This window comes from Fructobacillus sp. ESL1129 (genome assembly GCF_058507945.1).
On record NZ_CP196668.1, the window covers coordinates 691,388 to 716,625 of the forward strand.

A 25,238-nucleotide genomic window follows, 5' to 3' on the forward strand; every position below is an offset into this window, starting at 1 on the left:
CGAATGTTAATAATTTTTCAACTTGAAAGGGAATTAAAATAGAATGAATCAAAAGTTATTGTAAGACTTTTTTCTCTTTTAAAGCCTCATAGAGTCGCGTAAAATCTGCCAACGTCAAACGCTCTGCCCGAATACCAGGGTCAATTTCCGCTAATTGCAGGGCTTGTGTGACCCCCTCCTTAACCGCCTCCTCCTTACCAAATCGTTGCAAGAGGTTATTCCACAGCGACTTACGTCGGTGTGCAAAACAAGCCTTTACTAATGAAAAAAGCTGTTTAGGATGATCGACTGGCTTTTCGGCTGGTTTAGGAGTCAGCGTTACCACTGCAGAATCCACGTTAGGTGCCGGATTAAAGGCCTTAGCAGGCACCTTCAAGGCAATGGCAACCGAGGCGTAGTAGTCTAGCATAACGGTCAAGACCCCATACTCTTTTGTCCCCGGTTTTGCGGAAAGTCGGTCAGCCACCTCTTTTTGCATCATGACCACGAGCTTTTCCCAATGGATGCCTGCTTGCAAAAGGGCGAGTAAGATGGGCGTCGTGATGTAGTAGGGTAAGTTGGCAACGACTTTGACAGCGCTTTTTTCACCAAATGATTCGGCCAGCACCGTCTTAAGATCCGCTTCCAGTACATCCTGTTCGACAATTTGCACGTTATCATAAGGTGCTAAAGTCTCGGCTAAAATCTTGACCATGTCGGGATCGATTTCAAAGGCCAACACCTTTTTGGCAGCCCGAGCAAGGTACTCCGTCAAGCCACCAATTCCAGGGCCAATTTCAACAACCAAATCCTCTTTTGTTAAATCAGCTGCTTGCACAATTCCTGACAAAATATTGCCATCTGTCAAAAAGTTTTGTCCAAACTTCTTTTTGGCACGAAGACCATACTGATTCAAAATCGCTTGTGTTCTGGCTGGTGACGCAATGTCAATTGTCTTGGCCATCTTGGCCTCCTTTTAATACTTGCAAAATGTCATTTTGTTGAAATCCAAGAGCCCGCAAACGCTTTAAGAACTGTTTCCCGTTCGCATAACCCAAAGAAAGTCGGTCGCCAACCAATCGGCGTCTTTCCTTCGCTTGACCAGAACCCACTAGTCCGTTGGTTAACAAAAAGGCCTGATCAATATCCGAAGGAGGCACTGCTTGGCCAACTCGCTGATCGGCCTCCAAAAGAATAGACCGCAAGTCATTCGGACTCGCATGCTCGACACCGAGTGATTGATGGGGGTTGTCCTTCTCGGCACGGCCTTGATCACGTGAAATACTGGCCATGACGACCGTTGGTACGGCGGCTAAAATGAGCTGCCGTAGTCGATTGCCATTAAAATCAGGGTCTGTTAAAACGATCACTCCCCGCCGCTCAGCAGCTAGGCGAATGCGTTCAATCGTTTCTTTTCCCAAGGCAGAACCACCGGTTTCAATGGTGTCACAGTTCACCGCCAAGGCTAACCGTTGGGTATCTGCCCACCCTTCAACAACGACCATGGCCCGAACAGTCGGCAATGCATTTTCCTGAACTGACAGCTTAGTCATGGTTCAAAAAAGCACGGTGGGCATTTTGAACCGTTTTAGCCGCCAATTCATCACGATCCATTTCGAGCGTTTCTGCCAATGAATCCACTACGTATTTCGTCCAACCTGGTTCATTTGTTTTGCCTCGGAAAGGCGTTGGCGCGAGGTATGGTGCGTCTGTTTCAACCAAAATTTGTTCCAAAGGAACGACTTTAGCCGCTTCTCGAACGTCTTGTGCTTTTTTAAAAGTCACAACACCCGAAAATGATACGTAATAACCAAGGTCTGCCCAGGCCTTCGCTTGTTCAGGAGTACCAGAAAAAGAATGAATGATGGCCTTCTCGACCCCTTGCTCCTTCAAAACGCGGTAAACGTCGTCAAAGGCATCCCGGTTGTGGATAATGACCGGTAAATCGAGTTGTTTTGCCAGCTCAATATGGGCCAAAAAGGCCTTCATTTGAACATCGCGATCAGTATCCCAATGATAATCCAGACCGGTTTCACCGACACCAACAACCGATGGATCTTTTAGCTGTTCGGCTAACTCGGCTCGAGCCTGATCATCAAAATCAGGTGTATCTTCTGGTTGATAGCCCAAAACGGCCCACACCCCCTCATTCTCGTGTGCAATTTCAAGCGCCCGGGTGTTCCCCACTCGGTTATAGCCGACCACGTTCATTTCGAGCACCTGAAACTCATGAGCCCGACCTAAGTAAGCCGGAACATCGAAGTAAAGCGCATCGTCATTTAAGTGAGTGTGCGCATCGTATGTTGGTGCAGGTTGTTCGTTTGGGTGGTAAATTGCCATGAAAGCCTCCTCTATATCTTCTAACATTTTAGCACAGGAAAGGGCTTTTCTGCTGCTATTCAATCGTCCTCGCCATTTTTAACGAACAAAAAGAACCGACCACAACGGCCGGTTCCTTTTGTTTCGTTATTCAACGTTAGCTGGTGCAAAGTTTTTCAACACCCCATTAATGAACTGAGCATCTTCGACCGTTGCATATTCCTTCGCCAATTCAACTGCCTCATCGACAACAACCTTGTAGGGGGTTGGTTCCGGAAGTGTTAATTCATAACTTGCCATTCGAAGAATCACTAAGTTCAAACGAGCAATTCGGTCCAATTTCCAGCCGGTTACCAAGTGCTTGGCCAATTCTTCATCCAGTTCCTTAGACGTTGCCAACACCCCATTCACTAATTGGGGTAAAAAGGCTTGGTACGAACGCTTACCAAGAACTAGATCATAATTCAAATCCATCTGGTTATCATCAGGAACTTCTTTGGTAGCCGCAAAGAGAATTTGCATGGCTGCTTGTCGTTCCTCATGTCGTGACATTTGGGTCATTTTGCTGACTCCTTCTTCCCACTTTTATCAAAAAGGTGTTCTGGATCAATCGTTTGGTGGTCCTCATCAGGCACTAAACCAGTAACGGTGACGTTCACTGAATCAACAACCAAGCCCGCTAAATTAGCCAAATCGGCCTTCACTGCCTGTTGAATAGCAAAGGCGACTTTTGGAATAACCGCCCCGTATTCAAGAATGACGGCTAAGTCAAAGGTCACTTGATTATCCTCACCCTTTTTTAACAAGACGCCAGGGACTGCTGGTTGTACCCCAGCTACCCGAGTCAAATACTTAGGCAAGTGTTCGTAAACCTTGGCTTGCATAGCCGCAACGCCATCAACTCCTTGTGCAGCAGCCTGCGCAACGGCTTCCAATGCCGCTTTTGAAACGAGCATCTGACCGTCTGCCATTTGCTCCTTTGTCAGCAAAAAGTTCTTGCTTGTTAAATCAGTTGACTTTGCCATGGGCTTTCCTCCTTGATTGACCAAAATTGACTGTCCTTAAACAGTCTAACAAAACACAAAAGACTGCTTCACCAGAGCAAAGCAGTCGTCATGATTACGCGCGGCCCTTGTAAGAACCATCTTCCGTGTTAACGATGATGGTTTCACCTTCGTTAACAAAGTCAGGAACCGTAATCGTTGCACCGGTTTCAACAACGGCAGGCTTACCAGAACCCGTTGCAGTAGCGCCCTTGATGCCTGGTTGCGTCTCGACAACCTTCAGTTGAACGGATGAAGGCAATTCGGCCCCCAACACTTCTGAACCATACATCGTGATCTTAACTTCCATCCCTTCAAGCATGTACTTCAAGGCTTCCTTCAAGTTTTCATCAGGGATGTTGATTTGTTCGTATGATTCCGTATCCATAAAGACACGACCATCGTTTTCAGCGTACAAGTAAGACATTGGACGCGTCGTAATTTCAGCTTGTTCAAACTTGTCACCAGGACGGAAAGTCACTTCGTTAACCGCACCCGTACGCAAGTTCTTCAACTTTGAGCGAACAAAAGCCGCTCCCTTACCAGGCTTCACGTGTTGGAATTCAATCACGCGCCAGATTGAATTTGAGTATTCAATCGTCAAACCTGTCTTCAAATCATTCATGCCAATTGCCATGAGCATATCCCTCGTTTATTCGTAATTGACTTTTATTGTAACAAAAAAAAGCAGTTTTCGCACGGTTTAACTGGTATTTTTTCAAGGATAAGCAAGCAATAAAAGTCGCGACTTCCCTCTATCTATGGTAAAATTGCAATTAAGGTTTCCGATTCGAGACAAAAAAATTACTATTTTGGAGAAAACAAACATGGTTTACAAAGTTTATTATCAAGAAAGTATGGAACGCAACCCTAAGCGTGAATATACCCAATCGTTTTATCTAGAGGCTGATAACCAAGCCGATGCCTACGCAATGGCACAAAAGAATACCGACTATAACATTGAAACAGTTGAAGAACTCTCTGACGCAGCTCTGGTGTACGAACAGGCTGATCCGGAATTCAAGTTAACGACTTTTAACTAATTTTCATGAATAAAATCGATATCAAACCAAACGAAGTGGCGGTCTACGCCCTCGGAGGCCTAGGTGAAATTGGGAAAAACACCTACGGGATTGAATACCAGGACGAAATTGTCATTGTCGATGCTGGTATTAAGTTTCCTGAAGATTCCCTCTTAGGAATTGACTACGTCATTCCCGACTACTCGTACTTAGTCGAAAACATTGATAAGGTGAAGGGCTTGGTCATCACCCACGGTCACGAAGACCACATTGGGGCCATTGCCTACTTCTTACAGTCCGTTAACGTTCCGGTATATGCCGGGCCATTGGCCATGGCGCTTATCCGCAACAAGCTGGAAGAAAAGCAAATGCTCAACCGGGTGGAGCTGCATGAAATCACGGATGGTTCTGTGATTAACTTCGGTAAGACTTCTGCCGAATTCTTCCGCACGACTCACTCGATTCCCGATGTCTTCGGAATTGCAATCAAAACACCGGTCGGTACAATTGTCGAAACCGGTGACTTCAAGTTTGACCTCACACCAACCACCAAGCAAAAGCCAAACCTCTGGTCAATGGCCCGGATTGGTGAAGAAGGCGTGCTCCTCTTGATGTCCGATTCAACAAACGCAGAACGGCCTGAATGGACCAAGTCCGAAGCCTGGGTACAAAAGACAGTTGATAAGTTATTCAGCCAGTTGAAGCACGGTCGAATTATTTTCGCCACGTTCGCTTCCAACATGAACCGTATTAAGATGGCAACCGACGCCGCCATCAAAAATGGTCGTAAGATTGCGGTCTTTGGTCGTTCCATGGAATCAGCCATGACCAACGGTCGCGCCCTTGGTTACTTGGATATCCCAGACGATGCCCTTGTCGAACAATCGCAAATCAAAAACATCCCAGACGATGAACTCCTGATTATGTCCACTGGTTCCCAGGGTGAATCCATGGCGGCTTTGGCTCGAATTGCCAACGGTACGCACAAGCAAGTGCGTTTGAAGCCAAAGGATAACGTAATTTTCTCCTCTTCTCCAATTCCCGGTAACACCGCTTCGGTCAACGCCGTCATTAACAAATTGGAAGAAGGCGGCGCCAACGTCATCCACGGTAAGTTGAACAACATCCACACTTCTGGTCACGGTGGTCAAGAAGAACAGAAGTTAATGCTCTCCTTGATGAAACCAAAGTACTTCATGCCCGTCCACGGAGAATACCGCATGTTGAAGGTCCACGCCGGTTTGGCTGAGGAATTAGACATTCCCAAGGAAAACACCTTCATCCAAGAAAATGGGGACGTTTTGGCAATGGACGGGGTTAACCCACCTCGTCTTGCTGGTCACTTCCCTGCCGAAGATACTTATATCGACGGATCTGGAATTGGGGACATTGGTTCCGTGGTCTTACATGACCGACTCAAATTATCACAAGATGGTTTGGTCATTGTTACGGCAACCATTGACTTGAAAAAGAAAGAAATTCTGTCAGGTCCAGATATTTTGTCACGTGGTTTCGTTTATATGCGTGAATCTGGTGATTTGATCAACGATGGTCGCCACGTTATCTTTAATACAATTCGCAAAGCAATGTCTCAAAAGTCTGCTTCCGAATCCGATATTCGTCAAGCGATTATTGATGACCTCTCCAAGTACCTACACAAAGAAACTGCCCGCAAGCCAATGATTTTGCCAATGCTAATTATGGTTTAAGGCCGAAGGCATGCCAACGCATGCCTTTTTTAACGCAATCATTTAGGAGGGCGATTATGCCCAATCAAGCACATTTTTTTCTTGATACAGAGCTGTTCCATGGTAAGAACAAAAACGCCATACTTGATCAGATTCAAGGTGAGCTAACCACAGCAAGCCTCAGCGTGAGCTTTTCCAAGTCCCGCCCCCACCACTCGCTTTACCAGGCGGCAAAACTAGTGGCCACCAACCGCCGCTATAAAGAGGACCAGTCCCCCATCGTGGTGATTGGCAATGAGGCTTCAGTGAATGCTGTTTTAAACGCTTTTCTGACCACTAACCCAAGCAAACGGCGGCCACTTTTAGCCATTAATCCCGACGTCAAACACCGTTCCGTTCATGAGCTGATTCACATTATTGTGTCATCACTTGCGAAAATGACGATTCAAGAACGACCACTAGCCGCCATTTCAGGAGAAGTACCCAATGTCGGTACACTTTATTTCTTTGATACGTTGCAAGTTGGTCCTGACTTTTCAGCACTACTCCCCGACTTTCAACAAGAAGTCATCTGGAAAAAGGCTTGGGAACAACTCCTCTCTTTTTGGGGCTATCTTTCCAGGAGTCAGGACCGAATCTTCTTCTCTTGGACACTGCGTCAGGGGACCGACTATCAACACAATGTGAAGACACTCGGTCTACAAATCCGCCTGGTCGATTTACCTGGGCAATCGCCTTTCATGGTACGCATGGTCAATCAAGTGGCTTTCCCGAAAATTCTTTGGACCTATCTGCAAGGGAAAAAAGGACGGCAAAATCCCTCTCGACGTGGATTCATTACGTTCTCTTTGGCGGAGCAAGCCGATTTTCATATTCGCGATTTACAGAGTCCCAAACTGGACGGTTCCCTTCTCAAGGCGGGTGCCTATAGTTTCACTCTTAAAATGGCCGGTTCATACCCGCTCATCCAAGCCACTACTAATCATCAAAAGAAAAACGAAAAAAAGAACTAGCTTCTGCTAGTTCTTTTTTTCTTATAACTGCTCCCGAATGGCTTCGACTTTATCCAGCCGTTCCCAAGGTAAATCTAAATCAGGACGCCCAAAGTGCCCGTAGGCGGCCGTCTGTTGATACATTGGCTTTCTTAAATCGAGCGCTTGAATAATGGCCAAAGGACGAAAGTCGAACAAATCATGAACCACTTCTTCAATTTTTTGCTCCGACACCTTGGCCGTACCAAATGTTTCGATGTTCAACGAAACTGGTTCAGCCACCCCAATGGCATAGGCCACCTGGAGTTCGACTTTGTCAGCAACACCAGCAGCAACCAAGTTTTTAGCCACATACCGAGCATAGTAGGCACCAGAACGGTCCACTTTTGTTGCATCCTTGCCCGAAAAGGCCCCACCACCGTGGTGAGCAGCCCCACCATAGGTATCCACAATAATCTTGCGACCAGTTAGACCTGAATCGGCTTGCGGGCCACCCAAAACAAAACGACCGGAAGGATTGATGTAGTACTTCGTCTCATCATCAACCAACTCCTGCGGAAGAATTGGATCAATCACCAAACGCTTCACGTCTTTTCGGAGCTGATCGAGTTCAACCTGTTCGTCGTGCTGCGTGGACAACACAACGGCAGCGATTCGCTCAACCTGCCCATCATCTGAAAGTGCCAACGTTACTTCGCCCTTTGCATCTGGACGTAGGTAATCCAACTGTCCCTCCTCACGAACTGCGCGAATCTTTCGCATGAGTTGATGAGACAGGTCCAATGCAAGCGGTAGATAGTCAGCGGTTTCATTAGTCGCATAACCAAAAACCATTCCTTGGTCGCCCGCCCCTAGCTGATCCGGATCATCATCTGCGGCATCGACAGCTTGGGCAATGTCTGCCGACTGCTCAACAATCTTGTTGGACACATTGATGGAATCAGCGGAAAAGCCCAACTCCGGTTGGTTGTAGCCAATTGCCCGAACCGTTTCAACAGCAATTTGGCGAATATTCACATAGGCCGTTGTTGAAAGTTCACCAAAGATCGACACATCACCCGTTGACATTGTCACCTCAATCGCGGCACGTGCGTTGGGATCCTGTTCTAAGACGGCATCTAAAATGGCGTCTGCAATCTGGTCCGCGACTTTGTCAGGATGACCATTGGCCACCGATTCAGCTGTAAAATACTTTGTCATTTCTTCTCCTCCTGACTATCAAAACCTATAAGAGCAAAAGAAAAGCGCCCAAAGCAAGTCTTTGGACGCCATGACCTTGCCTATCTTACAGAATTACCACCGTGCAACTGCCGGTTGGTGCAGGTTCATCGTGCTGTATCACTTCCCTGCTCTTGATAGTTTTGTAATTTATAATTGTTATTGTACATGATAAAATAAAAAAGAACAAGGATGTTAACGGAGAAAAAGTATGTCAGACGAATATTCAGATAAAGAAAAAATGGCGCTCGATGCCCTTTTAAAAAAGCCAACGGAAACGGGGCACGACTTTTTCAAGCGAAGTAAGAAAGGAAGTGCTCCAGATACAGGAAACACGGGAACCAGTAGGGTGAACGCTTCGTTACCAGCTGTTTATCCATACACGGTTCCCGGTTTCACTGTTCTTCTGGTGGCTATCTGGTGGTTAAAACCGCTCTTAACGGGGCGCTTAGCCAATGTTTTCTCTTTTGAGCAGGCCTGGCCTTTGCTTGCCTATTCTCTTTTTACCTCGCTTGCCTTAGCCTTCCTAGTGGCTAATCGCTTTCAACGACCAACGTGGCATTTTTACGTTTCGCTCATTGCTTCACTCCTTGTGCTTTTTTCTTCATCATTACGAACCCGTTTTGAAGTGATGTTGCTATTACTGCTGTTTTTACTGGTTCTAACGCTGCTGCCCTTCCCAAGTGTTCAATTACAAAATGTAATTGGAATCACCGCGCTGAGCGCTTTAATAACTTTTGCAGTCCCGGTTTGTATCACATTTTTAGCTTATAACTACGTTGATCAGGACTTTTTAAAGAACTCTTGGCACCTCTTCTATGGTTCACTCTTTTACTTCACACCGCTTTTCTTACCAAAAGCCAAAGGACGGTTGCTCTCACTCTTCACCGGGTCGGCGCTGCTCATCCACGCCTTCTACACCACAGGATTTGGACTTCCTGCCGTAGCAACAACCATTTTAGTCCTTGCAACCTTTATTTTCTCCTGCATGCGACCACAAACCTACCGCTATCAACCACTTGTCGCGCTATGTGGCTTGTTGTTAACTGTTTTATTTCTTTAAAAACAAGCAAAAAGAATCGGATTTCATCGTCCGATTCTTTTTAATTAACAAAAAACAGTGGCTCCCCCTTATTTTCCTTTAAAAAAATCAGCTAAAGAGGTCGAAATAATATGAAATTTTTTTGCTAAAATGCCCTTCTCCTCGATGACTGAATCAAACTCAAGTACCTCTTCAAGTGGTAATTGATTTTCTTCTCTCCGTTGCGGTGATAGGAGGTCCAGCATCTCTTCCACCTTATCATCAAAAGTCGAGTCGGCTAGATCAAAGTGAACATCATCCACCGTTTTATCCTGGTCAATGACTTTCTTTAAATGGATTGCTTCGGCTTCAATTATTCTTTTGACGAACAAACGTGTTTCGTATAATGCAGTTGATTCATTCAGCGTTTCAAATGCCTGTGATAGCTTATCATCAATGATTATTTTTGCCTTTTGTTGTTCTTCTTTGATTTTGTTTATCATATTTAACACTAAAATTCCGCAGAACTTCCTTAATTTTGAATACTGTTCCAGTATAAAGGGGGAATCCTCTTGTTTGGTTACCATCGAATTATTCTTCTGTAACAATATTCGACAATTTCGATAACAAAAGAGTCAACAGTAAGTTAGTCGACACTAAAAAAGGACTCCGATTAATCGGAGTCCTCACACAAAATAATTAAAGAAGTGTAACCGTATAGGCCTTTTCATCGGACTTTCGTACCAAAATCGCTTGTGTTTCATTCGCCGTTTTAATGGTAATTTGAACGGGTGCCGATGATGGTAAGAACTTCACAGCAGCCGATGCCACGTAGTTGGCAAAGGCTTGAATCTCAGTTTGGGAGTAGAACTGAGTGGTCACCGTAACGTTCATTGACGTTAACTTCGAATTGGTAAAGTGACCAACGGCAGTTGCTCCTGCAATGTTTGGGAAGAAATTGGCAATATCATTTTTAAAATTGGTAAAGCCGGTGTTTTCGTCGGAACCAATCGATGATGAATCCGATGATTCCTTTGGAAAGACAACGGTTTTATCATCAATATCAGACCAAGAAGATAAATCAGTTCCAGTTTTAGAGGTAGCCTCTGAGTAAAAGGCTCCCGATCCGAGCGAATCTTCCGAAGCATTCGCATACATGGCAATCACAATCGGAATATTCTTGTCGACACCGTTTTGTTCACGAATCTTTTTAATTAGCTTTGGTGCGATCTTCTTACCGTAAGCAATGCGGTCAGCATCCGAAATTGTTTGGAAGTAATTGGCACCATACTGTTCCTTCTGGTAGGTATCCTGCGTGTTCATCGCCACACCAACAACCATACCGGCCAACTTCAAGTCAGAACCCTCCTTGGTCATAAAGTCCTGTTCAGTCAAACTCTGGACGTAAATTGGATTACGAGAGGAGTCGGTCTTACCATTGTCCTTGGGGTTAAGGCCCGTTGAATCGGAATCCGTTTGACGGGCTAATAAACTATTAACCGTATCGGATGATAGATATTGTCCTTCCTGGAAAATATACCTTCCCGTCTTAAAATGGGACTTAGCAAGGTTTAGTAAGCCGGACTCAAAGTCCTTTACGTCAACGGCGTTTCCCTGGGAAGTCGCAGTAATCCCACGGGCTGCCGATGTCAAATAATGACCATCCTTAATCACCGTCTGATACTGACCAGCCGAATTTTGAGTTAATTGGACACCCTTCGATTTGCTAACAGAAGGTGCCTGCGAAGAAAGGTTCACAAAGAAAAAGAAAGCACCCAAAATAATGAGTAAGGCAGCGCCGATTAGCAACCAAGTCCGTAATTTAATTCGTTTTAACATGAATAATTCCTTTGTTTAAAAACAGGCAAATTAGGCCTGCTCATTCTGTTGGGCTGATAAGAAGTCCTGTTCATTCCATACCGTAATTCCAAGGGTTTCAGCCTTTTCAAGCTTCGAACCAGCATCCGCCCCCGCAATAACCAAATCGGTTTTTTTGGAAACCGAACCAGTCACGGAAGCGCCGTGGGCTTCTAGCCAAGCGGCAATCTCACTTCGAGAGCTTACTTCTAGTTTACCAGTCAAAACAATCTTTTTACCATAGAAAAATGAATTTTCGTCAACGGTTCCTTGATCAGACTGATACATCAGGTTAACCCCCGCCTGGGAAAGCTCCGCTAACAGGGCTTGTGCTTGCGGTTCCTTGAAGTATTTCACCAATGAATCGGCGATGGCCTGGCCAATACCGTCAATGGCAACAATCTCTTCTTCGGTCGCTTTCGCCACTCGCCCAAGGTCCCCAAAAGTCTGAAGAATGGTTTTTGCAGCCTTTGCGCCAACTAAACGGACACCCAGTCCAAAGAGGAGACGTTCAGCAGAATTATCCTTAGAAGCGTTGATGGCTGCAATCAGATTATCCGCCGACTTTTCTTTAAACTTATCCAAAGTCAGCAACTGTGATTTTGTTAGTGAATAAATGGAGGCCACATCCTTAACCAATTCACGGCTCAATAACTGTGAAACAATTTGGGGCCCCAAGCCATCAATGTTCATGGCGTTACGAGAAGCAAAATGCGTCAACCCTTCCTGAATTTGTGCTGGACAGGCAGGGTTCATACAACGCAACACAACCTCTCCTTCAACGTGAACTAGTTCGGCGCCACAAGCTGGACAAGTCGTTGGGATTTGGTAGGGTACGGCAGAGGTCGGCCGTTTTGCTAGCACAACCTGACCAATTTCAGGAATGATATCGCCAGCCTTGTGCAAGGTGACCGTATCGCCAATCCGAACATCCTTCATTTCCAGATAATCAGGATTATGCAGTGAAGCGCGCTGAACGGTCGTACCAGCAAGCAAAACTGGATCCATGACTGCTGTAGGCGTTACGGCTCCAGTGCGGCCAACGGTCCATTCAATATCACGAACGACCGTTTCTGCTTCTTCCGGCGGGAATTTGTACGCAATGGCCCAGCGCGGAATCTTAACGGTGTTACCAAGATCAACCTGTGAATCAAAGTCATTGACTTTCACAACCACCCCATCGATTCCATAGGGTAATTCATCTCGCTTTTCAGTATATTCCTTCAAATAAGGGGCAATCTCAGCCATTTTATCAATCACGCGATTATCAGGATTAGTTGGCAAGCCAAGCGCCCGAAAACGCTCCAGCAGCCCCGCCTGCGTCTCTGCGCCCACCTGATCTGGTTCGGCCGTGTAATACATAAACGCCGAAAGGTTTCGCTTTTTCGTGACGTTCGCATCTAATTGGCGAAGCGAACCGGCAGCGGCATTCCGAGGATTGGCAAAGGGTTCCTGTCCCTCTGCTTCTCGTTCTTCATTCAACTGAACAAATGAAGCCTTCGGCATGTAAATCTCACCACGCACCTCAACCGTAACCGCTTCCTTCAACGTCTTAGGCACATCCCCGATTGTCATCACGTTGGCCGTCACGTCTTCGCCAACTAGGCCATTTCCACGAGTCGAGGCCTGTACTAACTTTCCTTGTTCGTATTTTAAGTTAATCGCCAACCCATCAATTTTTAGTTCAAGGTTGTACTTTGGCTGAAAGCCCAAAGACTTTTTTGTTCGGTCCTCCCACTCTTGTAACTCATCAAGTGAAAAAACGTCGCCCAACGATAACATGGGAATTGGGTGCTGTACCTTCGGCAGGCCGGATTTAGTTTCAGCACCACCAACGTTTTGGGTGGGCGAATCCTGGCTAATAAATTGAGGAAAAGCCTGCTCCAGTGCCTGTAAACGGGCATATTGTTCATCGTAAACATGATCTTCGACCAGGGGGGCGTCCTTTTCATAGTATGCAATCCCATAATCGGTCAAGCGATCCTGCAAGGTTTGAATTTCTTCTTTGGCCTGTTCGGTGGTCAAATCCTTAATTGCCGTGTTTTTTTCAACCATGAAAACTTCCCTTTCTTATCTTAAAAATCTATGTACGTCAGACAATAGACTGCCTGACTTTTGAAGCTAATTGACCTTCGTGATTGGTGCAAAAGCAGCCAATAATTGCTTAATTCCGTCTTCTGGAAAGGCAACTTTTAATTCTTGATCATCAGCAGAACCCGTCACGGAGACGACCGTTCCAATGCCCCACTTCTTATGCTGAACCTTATCACCAGCCTGCCAAGAAACACCTTCAGCACCAGTCGTGTCAGCTTCTTTCTTTTGGACAGCGGAAGCCTGAACAGGACGTCCTTGATAGGTCGTTGCCGTTGCTCGTAAGAACTTAGACGACAAACCAGGTTGAGTAGCCGAAGAACCAGCGGGGTAAGCCTTTTCAATCAAATCATCGGAGATCTCATCAATAAAACGGGATGGCTGGTTGGACTGCGTCTTTCCGTAAAGCAATCGTGAGAAGGCATTTGTCAAATAGAGCTTCTGCTCAGCACGCGTAATCCCTACGTATGCCAAACGGCGTTCTTCTTCCAACAAGTCCTCATCCTGGGCAGCTCGTCCCAATGGAAAGAGGCCTTCCTCTAAGCCAATCAAGAAGACAACCGGGAATTCCAGTCCCTTTGCCGCGTGCAGCGTCATCAAAGTCACCTGACCCGAATCTTCCTCTACATTATCCAGCTCAGCCATTAGAGCGGTTGAACCCAAAAAGTCGGTCAACGGGTCAACAGCATCCTCAGCACTGGCATCGTATTTCGCTTCGAATTCTTTAGTTACCGAAATAAATTCATCCAGGTTTTCAAGACGTGACTGCGATTCTGGATCCGCCTTTTTTTGTAACTCTTTCCGGTAGCCTGATTGATCTAAAATAAGATCAGTCAACTCGGAAACATCCAAAAACTCCGCCTGCTGACGGAAGTTATGAATCATTTCCGCAAACGCAAGTAACTTTGAAGCGGCGGCTGGTCGAATATCAGCGGCCATTTCAATCTGATCAATGGCTGCTAACATCGGTAGGTTAATAGAATCAGCAAAACCAAACAAGCGGTCAATGGTGGTTTGCCCGATGGCCCGCTTTGGAACGTTAATGATTCGCTCGAGGGCGGCGTTATCAGCTGGGTTAGCAACCAAAGAAAGGTAGGCCATGATATCTAAAATTTCTTTACGATCGTAAAACTTATGCCCGCCAACGATGGTGTAGGGAATGTTCGCCTTCACCAGCGCTTCTTCCATCGCACGCGACTGCGCATTCGTTCGGTAAAGAATTGCAAAGTCCGAAAGTGATCGTTTTTGTTCTCTTTGCCCCTTTTGAATTTTACCCAAGACGTAGTAGGCTTCATCTTGAGCGGATTGGGCACGGTAGTAAGTGATTTTTTCACCCTTACCATTTTCCGTCCAAAGCTTCTTTGGTACACGTTCGTTATTGTTGTTAATAACATCGTTGGCCGCATCAAGAATGTTTTGGGTAGACCGGTAATTTTGTTCCAAGAAAACGGACTTAGCATCTGGCCAGTCTTTTTCGAAGTTCAAGATATTCTGCATGTTGGCCCCTCGCCAACCATAAATTGACTGATCGGCATCACCAACAACGGCCAAATTCTTGGACCCTTGCGCCAGCATGTTCACAATCTTGTACTGAGCATCATTGGTATCCTGATACTCATCGACGTGTAGATAGCGGAATTGATCTTGGTAACGGTGCAAAACTTCCGGAACCTTTTCAAAAAGCTCGATTGTCATCATAATCAGGTCATCAAAGTCAACCGACTGAGCCTGACGCAACGCCTTTTGATAGGCCCGGTACACTTCTGCGACCCGTTCCTCATAATAGTTACCGGCTTGTTCAGCATAATCCTTTGGCGTCAACAGTTCGTTTTTAGCGTTTGAAATTGTTCCCAAAATCGTTCGTGGATCATACTGGTTGGAATCCAAATTCAACTCGTTCACCACTCGCTTAACCAAAGTCTTTTGGGCAGACGAATCCAATATCGTAAAGTTCTTACCTAAACCAATCTGCTCGCCATCTCGACGTAAAATGCGGACAGCCAAAGCGTGAAAAGTCGATACCCAGACGGCCTGGGCTTGCTCCGGATCAACTAATTTGGCAATCCGTTCCCGCATCTCACGGGCAGCTTTGTTGGTAAAGGTAATCGCCAAAATCCGCCAAGGCCGGACATCTAAGTCTTCAATTAGGTGGGCCACTCGGTGGGTCAACACCCGAGTCTTTCCAGAGCCAGCACCTGCCATAATCAAGAGCGGCCCTTCGGTTGTTTCAACCGCCTCCGCTTGCTTATCGTTCATCCCCTTGGTTAATTCTTCAACAGTCATTTTGCCATCCTAGAGTCATTTTCTTCTTCCATTATTTTAGCATAGAAGCGCTTTTTTCACCCGGAGGATCACGGGACTTTTACCCAGTCAAAACAGTAAAAAAAGCCCTAAATAAACGGACTTTTTCACTCTAATTCACTAAGTCAAAGCGCTGTAAATGATATTTTTCAATCACCTGCACTAGCTTGACAGCATAGTCAGGATCGGTCGCGTAACCATCAGTTACGAGACCTTGTGCAGCTGCTTGATAACTTTTGGCAGCCAGAACATGTGCGTATTGCCCCTTGTTCCATGACGTTCCCTGCCTTAGGAGCTGCGCATGAGCTAACATCGAGGCTTGCCAAGAAGGGTAAGCAACAAAAGAGGCGTCGACCGTCACCCAGGAACCATCTTGATATTCCTTAGTCGGCATGGTCACAGACGATTGTCCAGATGAAGCCTTAACACCGTATAGATTGTGGGCTTTTACGGCTAGTTCCGATTGCCCGAAATCAGACTCCAAGGCTGCTTGAGCAAGTGAAATCGACGAAAAAATCCCATACTGTTTTTGTAATTGTTGCGCATAGGGTGCCCAATTTTTCAACTGTTGCGATCGCTGGTCTTCCAAACGCGCTTCCTGACGATTTGCCAAAAATTGTGGCGTCATGCAGGCAGCAGCAACCAATAGAAAGAGGAAAAAAGTGATGACGAAATAGTAACGTCGTCTTGCTTTTTTATTTTTCGGTAACTTTAGCCAAACGTGCCGTTTCCTTTTCGCCATCTGACACTCCTTTCGTTTATTTCTAAAAATAAAGTATACCGCTTTTTTACTTATGTAGAGATAAAAAAAGCACCCGCAAGGGTACCTTTTAATCAGATTTTATTCAAAGTTTGAATCATCATCCAAGAAAGTGTTTAACACTTCTTCGACCATGGCCCATTCGGCCTCATCTTCAATTGGCAAGAGGTTGCCATCTTTTTCGTCCCCGTTCTCTTCTGGGTTAAAGATGTAAGCCTGAACGTCAACTTGTTCGTCTTCCTCAACACCATCGGGAACGAGTAAGATGTAAGACTTATCGTATTCTTCAGAATGGAAAGTGAAAAGCACTTCATACAAGGCTTCGTCACCGTTATCATCCACTAGAGTAATCTTATCAATTTCAGGGTTTTGTTTAACCATACACTGTCCTTTATTACTTTATAACTTTGTTAATTTACCGTTGGCATCAAGATAATTTTGCAGAATAAATTCCGCTGCAATTTTATCGATAACCTTTTTACGCTTCTTACGTGAAACATCGGCTTCTTCAATCAGCATCCGCTCGGCCTGAACCGTCGTTAACCGCTCATCTTGAAAGTCAGTTGGCAAATCAAAGCGCTCTTCTACCTTCTCGGCATAGGCCCGCGACGCTTCTGCACGCGGTCCCTCCGTATTGTTCATGTTCTTTGGAAGACCTAACACAACGGCTTTAGCATTGGTCTCCTTGATGATTTCACCAAGACGATCAAGACCAAAAACCTGTTCATCCTCATTAATACGGATGATCTCGACTCCCTGTGCCGTCCAACCCATGGGATCAGAAACCGCCACACCAACTGTTTTGGAACCTACATCTAATCCTAATATCCGCATTATTTTTTCAAATAGGCGTGCACGAGTTCCTCAATAATTTCATCACGTTCGTGACGTTTAATTAAGTTACGGGCATCATGCAAACGGGGAATGTAGGCTGGATCACCAGACATCAAATAACCAACAATTTGATTGATTGGATTGTAGCCTTTTTCTTCCAGAGCTGCGTAAACCAATTCCATCGTTTCTTGGATATTCTTCGGCGCCTGTTGGCCAAAGTCAAAAATGGCCGTTTTATCACTTACGCTCATCGCACACGCTCCTTTCTTTAATAAATCTTAATAACTAATTCTGCTTCTAGTTTAACACGATTTCATTCACAAAATAAACAAAGATGCTAAAAATTTGAATCATCTGCTTGGGCAGGATAACCGTACTTTTCGAAGCGCAAGTTTTACAAATTACCAAGTAAATCCTTGGCCTTTTGCAAAGCAGCTGGAATCTGGGCTTGGTCCTTTCCACCAGCTTGGGCGAGGTCCGGACGGCCACCACCGCCACCACCAACAACTGGTGCAATGGCTTTCACAATATCACCGGCCTTCACGCCGGCAGCGTTTGCATCCTTATCAGCCGCAACGAGCAAATTGACTTTTTCGCCAATGGCAGCAGCCAAAATCAGCACGTTCGACGCACCCTTATCACGCCAAACATCTGCCATTTGACGCAGTCCACCAGCGTTTTCCACCGTTACCTTTGCGGCCACCACTGACAAACCATTAATATCTTCTGGATTTTGCCATAGTTCGGAAGCCTGCATGGCTGCTAACTGGCCTTGCAGAGCGGCCATCTGGTTCTTAGTTTCCTTCAATTCCGTCGCCAAATCAGCCACACGGTCCGAAACTGCTAGTAAGCTTGGCACCTTCAAGTTCTTGGCAATGCTTTGCAACGTTTGCTCTTCGGCCTGGTAATCGGTCAAAGCCGGCAAAGCAGTCTTAGCTTCAATCCGTCGAATTCCAGCGGCAACGCCTGATTCAGAGCTAATCTTGAATAGATTGAGTTCAGCCGTTGACTGAGCATGCGTTCCGCCGTCAAACTCCTGGTTGTAGTCGCCGATGGAAACGATTCGAACGGTGTCGCCGTACTTGTCGTCAAAGACGGCAACGGCGCCAAGCTTCTTGGCTTCGTCGATGGACATTTCCTTCCAAGTGATTGGCAAGTTCTTTTGAATTTGCAAATTCACTTCATCCTGAATCCGGTTGAGCGTGGCCTGGTCAACAGGTCCCTCATGGTTAAAGTCAAAACGCAAGTACTCTGGCTCCACCAAGGAACCAGCCTGGTGCACATCCCCACCAATGACGTTGCGCAAGGCTTGGTCAAGTAAGTGAGTGGCCGTATGGTTCAATGAAACGGCGTGATGACGTTCCATGTCCACCGCCAAGTTGACAACTTGACCAACCTGAACATCGTCAACCAAGTCTACTTCGTGAATGTTTTGGCCGTTTGGTCCGGCTTGAACATCACGAACTTCAGCAACCACATCATCGTTTTCATCCTTAACCGTTCCAAAGTCAGCCACTTGACCACCCATTTCAGCGTAGAAAGGCGTCTTATCAAAGACCAACCAGGCCGTCTGTCCTGCCTTGGCACTATCGGTGTCAACAGCCACGCCGGATGCATCATGAGCAATAATGGCGACAACCTTTGCGTCATCAACCGCTGTTTCCGACCAACCAACGTACTGTGAAGGAACGGTTAAGTCGGTTAAGGCAGCGTTTTGAACACCCATTGCATGTTCTTTACCACGCGCTGCTCGCGCCCGATCCTTTTGCTCTTGGAGGGCCTTTTCGAACCCTGCCATGTCCACTTTCATGCCAACTTCACTAGCTTGTTCAGCCGTTAATTCAACAGGGAAGCCATAGGTGTCCGACAACTTAAAGGCGTCTTGCCCAGAAATCTCGTTCTTCCCCGCCTTCTTAGCCTCGGCAACAAACTGATCAAACATGGTCAGACCAGACTTCAGCGTCTTGTTAAAGCGCTTTTCCTCGGCCGTCATGATGGATTCAATCAATCCTTCTTTTTCCTTCAATTCAGGATAATAAGAATCAAGTGTCCCCACCATCGCAGGAACGATTTTAGCCAAGAAGTTGCCTTGAATTCCTAACTTTTGCCCGTGCAAAACGGCCCGACGCAGGAGTCGACGAATAACGTAACCACGGCCTTCATTTGAAGGCTTGGCACCATCAGAAATCGCAAAGGCAACGGCCCGGATGTGGTCAGCAATCACCTTGAAGGAAACGTTATCTTCCGTATCCTTCGTTTCATCATAGACTTTGCCATCCGTCAACGGTTCAATTGCATGAATAATAGGCAAGAAAAGATCAGTGTCAAAATTCGTGCGACCATTCTGGAAAACAGAAACCAATCGTTCCAATCCCATCCCCGTATCAATGTTTTTATGGGGCAATTCTGGATAGGTACTGTTGTCTGTCAAACCAGGCAAGTGGTTGAACTGTGAGAAAACAATGTTCCAAATTTCCAAGTAACGTTCGTTTTCACCACCAGGATACATTTCCGGATCATCAGCAGGCAAGTCCGCAAAGGCTTCTCCTCGGTCGTAAAAGATTTCAGAATCGGGTCCTGAAGGGCCTTCTCCAATGTCCCAAAAGTTATCTTCCACTTCGTAAATATGACCGTCTGGCAAGTCCGTCTTTTCTTCCCAAATCTTCTTTGATTCCTGATCCTTGGGATAAACCGTCACGTACAACTTTTCCTTATCCAAGCCGTACCATTCAGGTGAAGTCAGCAACTCCCACGCCCAAGGAATCACTTCTTCCTTGAAATAATCACCAATTGAGAAGTTTCCCATCATTTCAAAGAGCGTGTGATGGCGGGCTGTCTTACCAACGTTTTCAATGTCATTGGTTCGAATGGCCTTTTGGGCGTTGGTCAACCGTGGCTTTGGTGGCACAACGGAACCATCAAAGTATTTTTTCAAAGTCGCCACACCAGAATTAATCCACAAAAGGGAGGGATCATTTTCTGGAATCAATGACTTTGAGGGAACCACCAAGTGATCCTTTGACGCAAAGAAATCCAAAAACATTTGCCGGATTTCTGCTGATGATAATTCTTTCATACAACAACTCCTTTTATCTAACAGAAAAAGCCATCACAAAGAGCGGACGCGTGACCGTGGTACCACCGCTGTTTGTAATGACTGAAAAAGTCTTACCTCAAACCTTGTAACGCCAGGAAAGCGGCCAAAATGGCAAATCCTTTGGGAGCACAGAACAAGAACCCTTAGCCCCTTCCACCACCCGGAGCCTCGCTAGAAAAAGTTCATTGAACTGCATATCCAAATGCTACCTATAGTATACCATAGTGCTGCTACTTTCGGTTTCTATCGCAATAAAAAAGTCGCCGGTAACGACGACTTTTCTAGTTCAGCAATCACTGTGTCCAAAAGTTACTTTGAATGCTTTGCACCATAAACGGCATAGACAATCAATCCAAGAACAAACCACCCAACAGAATAACTCTGAGCTTGGTGGTCAAGGGTATAGAAAATGTATCCAGCTCCCAGCGCTGCTAAAGCAGGCAGGACTGGGTAAAGTGGCATCTTAAATGACGGTTCAGGCAAATCGACGCCTTCACGCTTGCGTAGTGAGTAAATACCGAGTGAAACCATAATAAAGGCAATCAGCGTTCCAGCAGAAATCAAACCGGCCAATTCAGTAAAGGAAAAGATTGAACCAACCAGGATGGCAATGACAGAAAGAGCAATCAAAGCATTGTTTGGCTGTCCCTTTGTCGAAACCTTGCCAAGGAAACCTGGTAATAGGCCGTCACGGCCAAAGGCATAGAGCAAACGTGAACCAGCCAACATCATTCCAATCAAACCAGTAAACATACCAGCTAAGGCCACGACAGAAAGCAGGTGGGACACCATGGGGTGACCAGCTTCTAACAGAGCCCAAGCAGCTGGCGCCGCATTGTTGGCATACTTGCTATAGTGGAACATACCAACCAAAACCAATGCGACGGCAACAAAAAGAGCAGTCGCCACGATTAAGGAACCAATAATCCCACGCGGCATCGTCTTTTGAGGGTTCTTAGCTTCCGCTGAATTCGCTGCAATGGAATCAAAGCCAATGTATGCTAAGAAAATTTGTGAAGCGGCCGCAGAAATTCCCTGCCAACCACCAAAAGTCGTTCCAGGTTGGTGAGCTGGAATAAAGTGGGCATAGTTAGTTGGATGGATAGCCGTTGCGCCAACAACAATAAAGAGCAAGATGACGCCCACCTTCAAGACAACCAAGGTGTTTTCAACTTTAGCTGTGTTCTTTGTTCCACGGAACAACAGGGTGGCCACAATTAGCACGGCCAACAGGGCGAAGAGATCAATGACTCCCCCGTTTCCAGCAGAAAATGGATTAGCCAAAGACTTTGGCAATTCCCAACCAAAAGAGGAAAGGAATAGCTTCATATTAGCCGACCAACCAGACGCAACGAAGGCAACGGCAATAAAGTATTCGGCCAAGAGCGCCCAACCAGCGACCCAGCCAAAGACTTTACCAAAAACAACCGAAATCCAGGAATAGGCAGATCCGGCGAATGGCAATACAGAAGCAAATTCTGCATAGGCAAAAGCCGTCAACCCCGAAACGACGGCCGCCAAAATGAACGAAATTGTGACAGCAGCACCTGCGTGGCTAGCCGCTACAATTCCAGGCATGGTAAAGATGGTTGCCCCAACAATGGTTCCAACCCCCATGGCCAACATTTCTTTCACACCAAGCGTCTTGGGGAGATGCTTATCTGATTGTTCAAAGGCTGATGGATCGGCTCTTTGTAACCAGGAACCCCGCTTTTCATCGTTCATATTCTTCCTCATTTACTTTTAATTAAACTATTTTTCAACCTTATCAGTATAACATCTCATTGTCAATTGTAATAATTGAAAAAAGTAACAAAATAAAAAGCCAGGTTAAACCTGACTTTCTCATATTAATTCGTTTCTTCAGCAGGCTCTTCAAAGTCAACAGAATCGTTCACCTTTTTAGCGCGCTTGAAATACTTCGTAATCAAATGTGAACCCTTACCCCAAGCATAGAATGCTAAGGCAACAATGGCTACCATTAAGAAGTCCCATGGGTAGTGGATCCAACCAATTCCGTTGAATTCCGTTGACCCAATGTATGATTCAATTGACAAGGCAATCAAATAAAAGAGCAACCATGATGATCCTTGGAGCTGCTTCTTCAAGCGTGACCAAGCAAATCCTTGGCGCCATTCGTAATAGAAGTAGAATGGCAAGCCCAAGATAATGATCAAAATCACTTCAATGGTCGTTGGCCACATTGCCCAGTAAGTGGCTAAGGAAGCCAAAACAAAGGCCAAAGGGGCTACCCACTTCATGGACTTAGACTTGAATGGCCGGGTGAATTCCGGTGCCATTTCACGAAGTGACATCACCGTAACGGGTCCAGTCAAGTAGGCAATCAAGGTTGCCGTTGAAATTACGGCCGCCAAGGTTCCCCATGAACGGAAGAGCGAAACCATGATCATGGACAAGACCGCATCGGTCACCATGGCCATACGAGGAATACCGTACTTTTCGTTAATCTTTCCAATGAATTGCGGAATGTGCTTATCGGAAGCCATAGCTGCCAAAACACGACCGGTTGAAGCCGCAAAGGACACACCGGTTCCGAATGGCGAAATAAAGGCATCCGTATAAAGCAAGATAGACAACCAGTTCAAACCGACCAAGATGGCCAAATCGGCAAACGGTGACTGGAAGTTAATTCCATGCCAACCGAACTTAGCGATTTCAGATGGTTCAATCGCTGTAATGAAAGTCGACTGAATCAAAATGTACAAAACAGCCGCAACACTCAAAGAAATCACGATTCCACGTGAAATATCCTTGGTAGGGTCCTTCACTTCTGAACCAAAGTTAATGATGGTTTGGAAAGCGTTAAAGGAGAAAATAATACCAGAAACGGTCGTTGCCGCAAAGATAGGCGCCGTACCGTATGGCATAAAGTCATGCATGTTCGATCCATAGTTTGATGGGTGGAAAGAGGCAATGGTCAACATAATGATAGTCAACAATGGCACGCCCAACTTAAAGAAGGAAATGAATGACGTGAACTTAGTCAAAAGGGAAACAGACCAGTAGTTCAACAAGGTAAAGATGATAATAAAGCCAAACACCACCAGCAAACCTGGGGTGGTAATTTGATTATTTTCCAAGAAATGGTGCGTCCAGTTTGCCCAAGACCATGGCCAAGTCGCCATGTATTGAACGGCCGCGACGGCCTCGATTGGAATCAAGGTAATCAATGACACCCAGTTAGCCCATGAGGCAATGAAACCAAGCAAAGAACCGTGTGTATACTGAGCGAACTTCGACATCCCCCCAGATTGAGGGAACATCGTTCCCAACTCCACGTACGTGTAGGCAATCACTCCGATGACAACTGCACCAACAATCCAAGAAATAATCGCCGCTGGTCCAGCCACACGGGTTGCTTCCCATGAACCAAATAGCCAACCGGAACCAATCAAGGAACCAAGGCCTAGCAGAACCAGCTGCAATAAACCAATTTTTTTATTTTTCATAATAACCTTTCGTTTCAATTTCAAAAGTGACCACTCATTGGCGGTCATCCGATGGTCACTATTTTACCAGACTCTTCCAAAATTGCAAAACTGATTTTGACTTTTCACAATAAAAAGCCCTCCGGAACTAACCGGTGGGCTTTCATTTTTAAACGAACACCGCCGTTAAAATCAAAATTAGAATTAAGCCGGTAATCGAAATAACCGTCTCCAGAACCGTCCAAATCTGGAAGGTTTGCTTAACCGTTAGGTCAAAGAATTCCTTGAAAATCCAGAATCCAGCATCGTTGACGTGAGAAGCAATCAATGAACCCGCACCAATGGCAAGCGCAACCAAAACAAGGAGCATGTCACCATGTGGATTGGCGGCCAAAATGCCGTTCACAACACCAACCGCTGTAATCCCAGCAACCGTTGCAGAACCAACAGCAATTCGTAGCAAGGAGGCAACGGCCCAAGCAAAGAGGACAATAGTAATTGGTGACATGGAACCAGAAGACTGGAAGAGATCGGCAATCTTAGCCGACATACCCGAGGTCACAAGGACACCACGAAGGGCTCCTCCACCACCAACAATTAACAGAATACCAGAAACCGCGTTCATTCCCTCATTCAATGATGTTCCAACCGTTTTCATGTCACGCTTTTGCATGATACCCATTGTAAAGATGGCCAAAACAAGCGAAATCGTCATCGCGATGGCTGGATTAGCCAAGAAATCAATGACTTGGTAAACTGCGTCAGGGTTTTTCGGTGTCTTACCACCGGTAACGACCAACTTGTAAATCGTTGCAATAATCATGAAGACCAATGGGAAGACGGAAGTTAAAACAGAAAGACCAAATGATGGGGTCTTGTCCAAGTCGTATTCCTTTACGTCACCAACGGCCTCGATGTGTTCCTTGAACTTAAAAGCATCGGGTGCGTATTTCTGCGCCAACTTCGTAAAGACAGGACCGGCAACGACGGCTGTAATAACCGAAACGAAAAGTCCAACTAACAGCATCAAACCAATGTTTGCGTTTAACTGTGAGGCAACCGCCGTTGGGGCTGGTTGTGGTGGCAAAAATCCTTGAGCAGATGACAGCGCAGCCGTCATGGAAACACCCAAGTAAAGCAATGGCACACCAGCCTCAATGGCAACCGCAAACACGATTGGAATCAAGAGCACCATTCCCACCCCGAAAATCATTGAAATTCCAATGATGAAGGAGGCCAGCAGCACGGCCCACTGCAAGCGCTTCAGACCGAACCAAGCAATGAGCGTCTTAGCGATTCGATACGAACCACCGGCATCGGCAACCAAACGACCAATCATGCCACCAAAGATGAAGATGACGGCGTTTGATCCCAAAATGTTTCCCATTCCTTGGTTACCAAGAACTGCGTCTGGAATCTTTGAAGGGTTCATTCCCAATAGTAAAGCCAAAACAATCGCTGTAATGACCAATGATACGAAAGTGTTCAATTTGAATTTGGTGATTAAAAGCAACAAAAGCAAAATGGACAGAATTAACATGATAAATTCCATGGTTTTGTTTTAGGG

General features: G+C 45.9%; 23 protein-coding genes and 1 riboswitch. Of the genes, 4 read left to right on the plus strand and 19 right to left on the minus strand.

The window, feature by feature from the left end; genetic code table 11:
* Nucleotides 1–55: 55 nt before the first annotated feature.
* From rsmA to efp, 6 genes are all read right to left on the minus strand, one after another.
* On the minus strand, nucleotides 56–943 hold the full coding sequence (gene rsmA / locus ACSYSL_RS03320; RefSeq protein WP_491709086.1) for a 16S rRNA (adenine(1518)-N(6)/adenine(1519)-N(6))-dimethyltransferase RsmA: 888 nt from the start codon (nucleotides 941–943) through the stop codon (nucleotides 56–58).
* Nucleotides 927–1,532, minus strand: a complete 606-nt coding sequence (gene rnmV / locus ACSYSL_RS03325) for a ribonuclease M5 (RefSeq protein WP_491709087.1) — start codon at nucleotides 1,530–1,532, stop codon at nucleotides 927–929. Before rnmV ends, rsmA begins: the two co-directional genes overlap by 17 nt.
* On the minus strand, nucleotides 1,525–2,319 hold the full coding sequence (locus tag ACSYSL_RS03330; protein WP_491708347.1) for a TatD family hydrolase: 795 nt from the start codon (nucleotides 2,317–2,319) through the stop codon (nucleotides 1,525–1,527). Before ACSYSL_RS03330 ends, rnmV begins: the two co-directional genes overlap by 8 nt.
* Nucleotides 2,320–2,445: 126 nt before the next feature.
* The gene (nusB, locus tag ACSYSL_RS03335; RefSeq protein WP_010017790.1) at nucleotides 2,446–2,859 is read right to left on the minus strand and encodes a transcription antitermination factor NusB; all 414 of its coding nucleotides are present in this window, start codon (nucleotides 2,857–2,859) and stop codon (nucleotides 2,446–2,448) included.
* Complete coding sequence (locus ACSYSL_RS03340; RefSeq protein ID WP_010017789.1) at nucleotides 2,856–3,323, minus strand: Asp23/Gls24 family envelope stress response protein; 468 nt, start codon at nucleotides 3,321–3,323, stop codon at nucleotides 2,856–2,858. The genes nusB and ACSYSL_RS03340 overlap by 4 nt, the downstream gene beginning before the upstream one ends.
* Before the next feature lie 94 nt (nucleotides 3,324–3,417).
* On the minus strand, nucleotides 3,418–3,978 hold the full coding sequence (gene efp / locus ACSYSL_RS03345) for an elongation factor P (RefSeq protein WP_010017787.1): 561 nt from the start codon (nucleotides 3,976–3,978) through the stop codon (nucleotides 3,418–3,420).
* A gap of 190 nt (nucleotides 3,979–4,168) precedes the next feature.
* On the opposite strand from efp, the gene ACSYSL_RS03350 reads away from it, so the two are divergent.
* Genes ACSYSL_RS03350 through ACSYSL_RS03360 form a run of 3 tightly spaced genes read left to right on the plus strand, consistent with a single transcriptional unit; the run spans nucleotide 4,169 to nucleotide 7,064 of the window.
* Nucleotides 4,169–4,384, plus strand: a complete 216-nt coding sequence (locus ACSYSL_RS03350; protein ID WP_010017785.1) for an RNA polymerase epsilon subunit — start codon at nucleotides 4,169–4,171, stop codon at nucleotides 4,382–4,384.
* Nucleotides 4,385–4,389: 5 nt separating this feature from the next.
* Nucleotides 4,390–6,072 (plus strand): ribonuclease J1, encoded by a 1,683-nt coding sequence (rnjA, locus tag ACSYSL_RS03355; RefSeq protein ID WP_010017784.1) that lies wholly within the window; start codon nucleotides 4,390–4,392, stop codon nucleotides 6,070–6,072.
* Nucleotides 6,073–6,128: 56 nt separating this feature from the next.
* Nucleotides 6,129–7,064 (plus strand): hypothetical protein, encoded by a 936-nt coding sequence (locus ACSYSL_RS03360; protein ID WP_491708348.1) that lies wholly within the window; start codon nucleotides 6,129–6,131, stop codon nucleotides 7,062–7,064.
* A gap of 21 nt (nucleotides 7,065–7,085) precedes the next feature.
* Here ACSYSL_RS03360 and metK read toward each other — a convergent pair whose 3' ends face one another.
* Nucleotides 7,086–8,243 carry a methionine adenosyltransferase gene (gene metK / locus ACSYSL_RS03365; protein ID WP_491708349.1) on the minus strand — a complete coding sequence of 386 codons (1,158 nt, stop codon included), beginning with the start codon at nucleotides 8,241–8,243 and terminating at the stop codon, nucleotides 7,086–7,088.
* Nucleotides 8,244–8,320: 77 nt separating this feature from the next.
* A riboswitch (SAM riboswitch) is annotated at nucleotides 8,321–8,405 on the minus strand.
* A gap of 67 nt (nucleotides 8,406–8,472) precedes the next feature.
* Here metK and ACSYSL_RS03370 point away from each other — a divergent pair.
* Nucleotides 8,473–9,324: a hypothetical protein gene (locus tag ACSYSL_RS03370; RefSeq protein WP_491708350.1), complete on the plus strand. Its 852-nt coding sequence runs from the start codon at nucleotides 8,473–8,475 to the stop codon at nucleotides 9,322–9,324.
* A 68-nt stretch (nucleotides 9,325–9,392) separates the two neighbouring features.
* Here ACSYSL_RS03370 and ACSYSL_RS03375 read toward each other — a convergent pair whose 3' ends face one another.
* From ACSYSL_RS03375 to ACSYSL_RS03430, 12 genes are all read right to left on the minus strand, one after another.
* Nucleotides 9,393–9,869 carry a hypothetical protein gene (locus tag ACSYSL_RS03375; protein WP_187753447.1) on the minus strand — a complete coding sequence of 159 codons (477 nt, stop codon included), beginning with the start codon at nucleotides 9,867–9,869 and terminating at the stop codon, nucleotides 9,393–9,395.
* Between the two features lie 112 nt (nucleotides 9,870–9,981).
* Complete coding sequence (locus ACSYSL_RS03380; RefSeq protein WP_010017775.1) at nucleotides 9,982–11,121, minus strand: CamS family sex pheromone protein; 1,140 nt, start codon at nucleotides 11,119–11,121, stop codon at nucleotides 9,982–9,984.
* Between the two features lie 30 nt (nucleotides 11,122–11,151).
* Nucleotides 11,152–13,194 (minus strand): NAD-dependent DNA ligase LigA, encoded by a 2,043-nt coding sequence (gene ligA / locus ACSYSL_RS03385; RefSeq protein ID WP_491708351.1) that lies wholly within the window; start codon nucleotides 13,192–13,194, stop codon nucleotides 11,152–11,154.
* Nucleotides 13,195–13,260: 66 nt separating this feature from the next.
* Nucleotides 13,261–15,513 carry a DNA helicase PcrA gene (pcrA, locus tag ACSYSL_RS03390; RefSeq protein ID WP_187753449.1) on the minus strand — a complete coding sequence of 751 codons (2,253 nt, stop codon included), beginning with the start codon at nucleotides 15,511–15,513 and terminating at the stop codon, nucleotides 13,261–13,263.
* 130 nt (nucleotides 15,514–15,643) lie between these two features.
* On the minus strand, nucleotides 15,644–16,273 hold the full coding sequence (locus ACSYSL_RS03395; RefSeq protein ID WP_187753450.1) for a glycoside hydrolase family 73 protein: 630 nt from the start codon (nucleotides 16,271–16,273) through the stop codon (nucleotides 15,644–15,646).
* A 99-nt stretch (nucleotides 16,274–16,372) separates the two neighbouring features.
* Entirely contained in the window at nucleotides 16,373–16,672 is a 300-nt protein-coding gene (locus tag ACSYSL_RS03400) for a DUF1292 domain-containing protein (protein ID WP_010017769.1), read from the minus strand.
* Between the two features lie 18 nt (nucleotides 16,673–16,690).
* Nucleotides 16,691–17,125 (minus strand): Holliday junction resolvase RuvX, encoded by a 435-nt coding sequence (gene ruvX / locus ACSYSL_RS03405; RefSeq protein WP_491708352.1) that lies wholly within the window; start codon nucleotides 17,123–17,125, stop codon nucleotides 16,691–16,693.
* Entirely contained in the window at nucleotides 17,125–17,376 is a 252-nt protein-coding gene (locus tag ACSYSL_RS03410; RefSeq protein WP_010017766.1) for an IreB family regulatory phosphoprotein, read from the minus strand. Before ACSYSL_RS03410 ends, ruvX begins: the two co-directional genes overlap by 1 nt.
* Nucleotides 17,377–17,519: 143 nt before the next feature.
* Nucleotides 17,520–20,201: an alanine--tRNA ligase gene (alaS, locus tag ACSYSL_RS03415; protein ID WP_491708353.1), complete on the minus strand. Its 2,682-nt coding sequence runs from the start codon at nucleotides 20,199–20,201 to the stop codon at nucleotides 17,520–17,522.
* A gap of 330 nt (nucleotides 20,202–20,531) precedes the next feature.
* A complete protein-coding gene (locus ACSYSL_RS03420; protein ID WP_187753453.1) occupies nucleotides 20,532–21,947 on the minus strand; it encodes an APC family permease in 1,416 nt (471 codons plus the stop codon).
* A gap of 125 nt (nucleotides 21,948–22,072) precedes the next feature.
* Nucleotides 22,073–23,692, minus strand: coding sequence for an APC family permease (locus tag ACSYSL_RS03425; protein WP_491708354.1), 1,620 nt, complete (start codon nucleotides 23,690–23,692; stop codon nucleotides 22,073–22,075).
* Nucleotides 23,693–23,840: 148 nt separating this feature from the next.
* Nucleotides 23,841–25,223 carry a gluconate:H+ symporter gene (locus tag ACSYSL_RS03430; protein ID WP_010017761.1) on the minus strand — a complete coding sequence of 461 codons (1,383 nt, stop codon included), beginning with the start codon at nucleotides 25,221–25,223 and terminating at the stop codon, nucleotides 23,841–23,843.
* Nucleotides 25,224–25,238 lie beyond the last annotated feature (15 nt).

Coding starts and splice junctions, on each gene's coding strand:
- rsmA (WP_491709086.1), bottom strand. CDS start 943: ATGGCCAAGACAATTGACATTGCGTCACCAGCCAGAACACAAGCGATT.
- rnmV (WP_491709087.1), bottom strand. CDS start 1,532: ATGACTAAGCTGTCAGTTCAGGAAAATGCATTGCCGACTGTTCGGGCC.
- ACSYSL_RS03330 (WP_491708347.1), bottom strand. CDS start 2,319: ATGGCAATTTACCACCCAAACGAACAACCTGCACCAACATACGATGCG.
- nusB (WP_010017790.1), bottom strand. CDS start 2,859: ATGACCCAAATGTCACGACATGAGGAACGACAAGCAGCCATGCAAATT.
- ACSYSL_RS03340 (WP_010017789.1), bottom strand. CDS start 3,323: ATGGCAAAGTCAACTGATTTAACAAGCAAGAACTTTTTGCTGACAAAG.
- efp (WP_010017787.1), bottom strand. CDS start 3,978: ATGGCAATTGGCATGAATGATTTGAAGACAGGTTTGACGATTGAATAC.
- ACSYSL_RS03350 (WP_010017785.1), top strand. CDS start 4,169: ATGGTTTACAAAGTTTATTATCAAGAAAGTATGGAACGCAACCCTAAG.
- rnjA (WP_010017784.1), top strand. CDS start 4,390: ATGAATAAAATCGATATCAAACCAAACGAAGTGGCGGTCTACGCCCTC.
- ACSYSL_RS03360 (WP_491708348.1), top strand. CDS start 6,129: ATGCCCAATCAAGCACATTTTTTTCTTGATACAGAGCTGTTCCATGGT.
- metK (WP_491708349.1), bottom strand. CDS start 8,243: ATGACAAAGTATTTTACAGCTGAATCGGTGGCCAATGGTCATCCTGAC.
- ACSYSL_RS03370 (WP_491708350.1), top strand. CDS start 8,473: ATGTCAGACGAATATTCAGATAAAGAAAAAATGGCGCTCGATGCCCTT.
- ACSYSL_RS03375 (WP_187753447.1), bottom strand. CDS start 9,869: ATGGTAACCAAACAAGAGGATTCCCCCTTTATACTGGAACAGTATTCA.
- ACSYSL_RS03380 (WP_010017775.1), bottom strand. CDS start 11,121: ATGTTAAAACGAATTAAATTACGGACTTGGTTGCTAATCGGCGCTGCC.
- ligA (WP_491708351.1), bottom strand. CDS start 13,194: ATGGTTGAAAAAAACACGGCAATTAAGGATTTGACCACCGAACAGGCC.
- pcrA (WP_187753449.1), bottom strand. CDS start 15,513: ATGACTGTTGAAGAATTAACCAAGGGGATGAACGATAAGCAAGCGGAG.
- ACSYSL_RS03395 (WP_187753450.1), bottom strand. CDS start 16,273: ATGGCGAAAAGGAAACGGCACGTTTGGCTAAAGTTACCGAAAAATAAA.
- ACSYSL_RS03400 (WP_010017769.1), bottom strand. CDS start 16,672: ATGGTTAAACAAAACCCTGAAATTGATAAGATTACTCTAGTGGATGAT.
- ruvX (WP_491708352.1), bottom strand. CDS start 17,125: ATGCGGATATTAGGATTAGATGTAGGTTCCAAAACAGTTGGTGTGGCG.
- ACSYSL_RS03410 (WP_010017766.1), bottom strand. CDS start 17,376: ATGAGCGTAAGTGATAAAACGGCCATTTTTGACTTTGGCCAACAGGCG.
- alaS (WP_491708353.1), bottom strand. CDS start 20,201: ATGAAAGAATTATCATCAGCAGAAATCCGGCAAATGTTTTTGGATTTC.
- ACSYSL_RS03420 (WP_187753453.1), bottom strand. CDS start 21,947: ATGAACGATGAAAAGCGGGGTTCCTGGTTACAAAGAGCCGATCCATCA.
- ACSYSL_RS03425 (WP_491708354.1), bottom strand. CDS start 23,692: ATGAAAAATAAAAAAATTGGTTTATTGCAGCTGGTTCTGCTAGGCCTT.
- ACSYSL_RS03430 (WP_010017761.1), bottom strand. CDS start 25,223: ATGGAATTTATCATGTTAATTCTGTCCATTTTGCTTTTGTTGCTTTTA.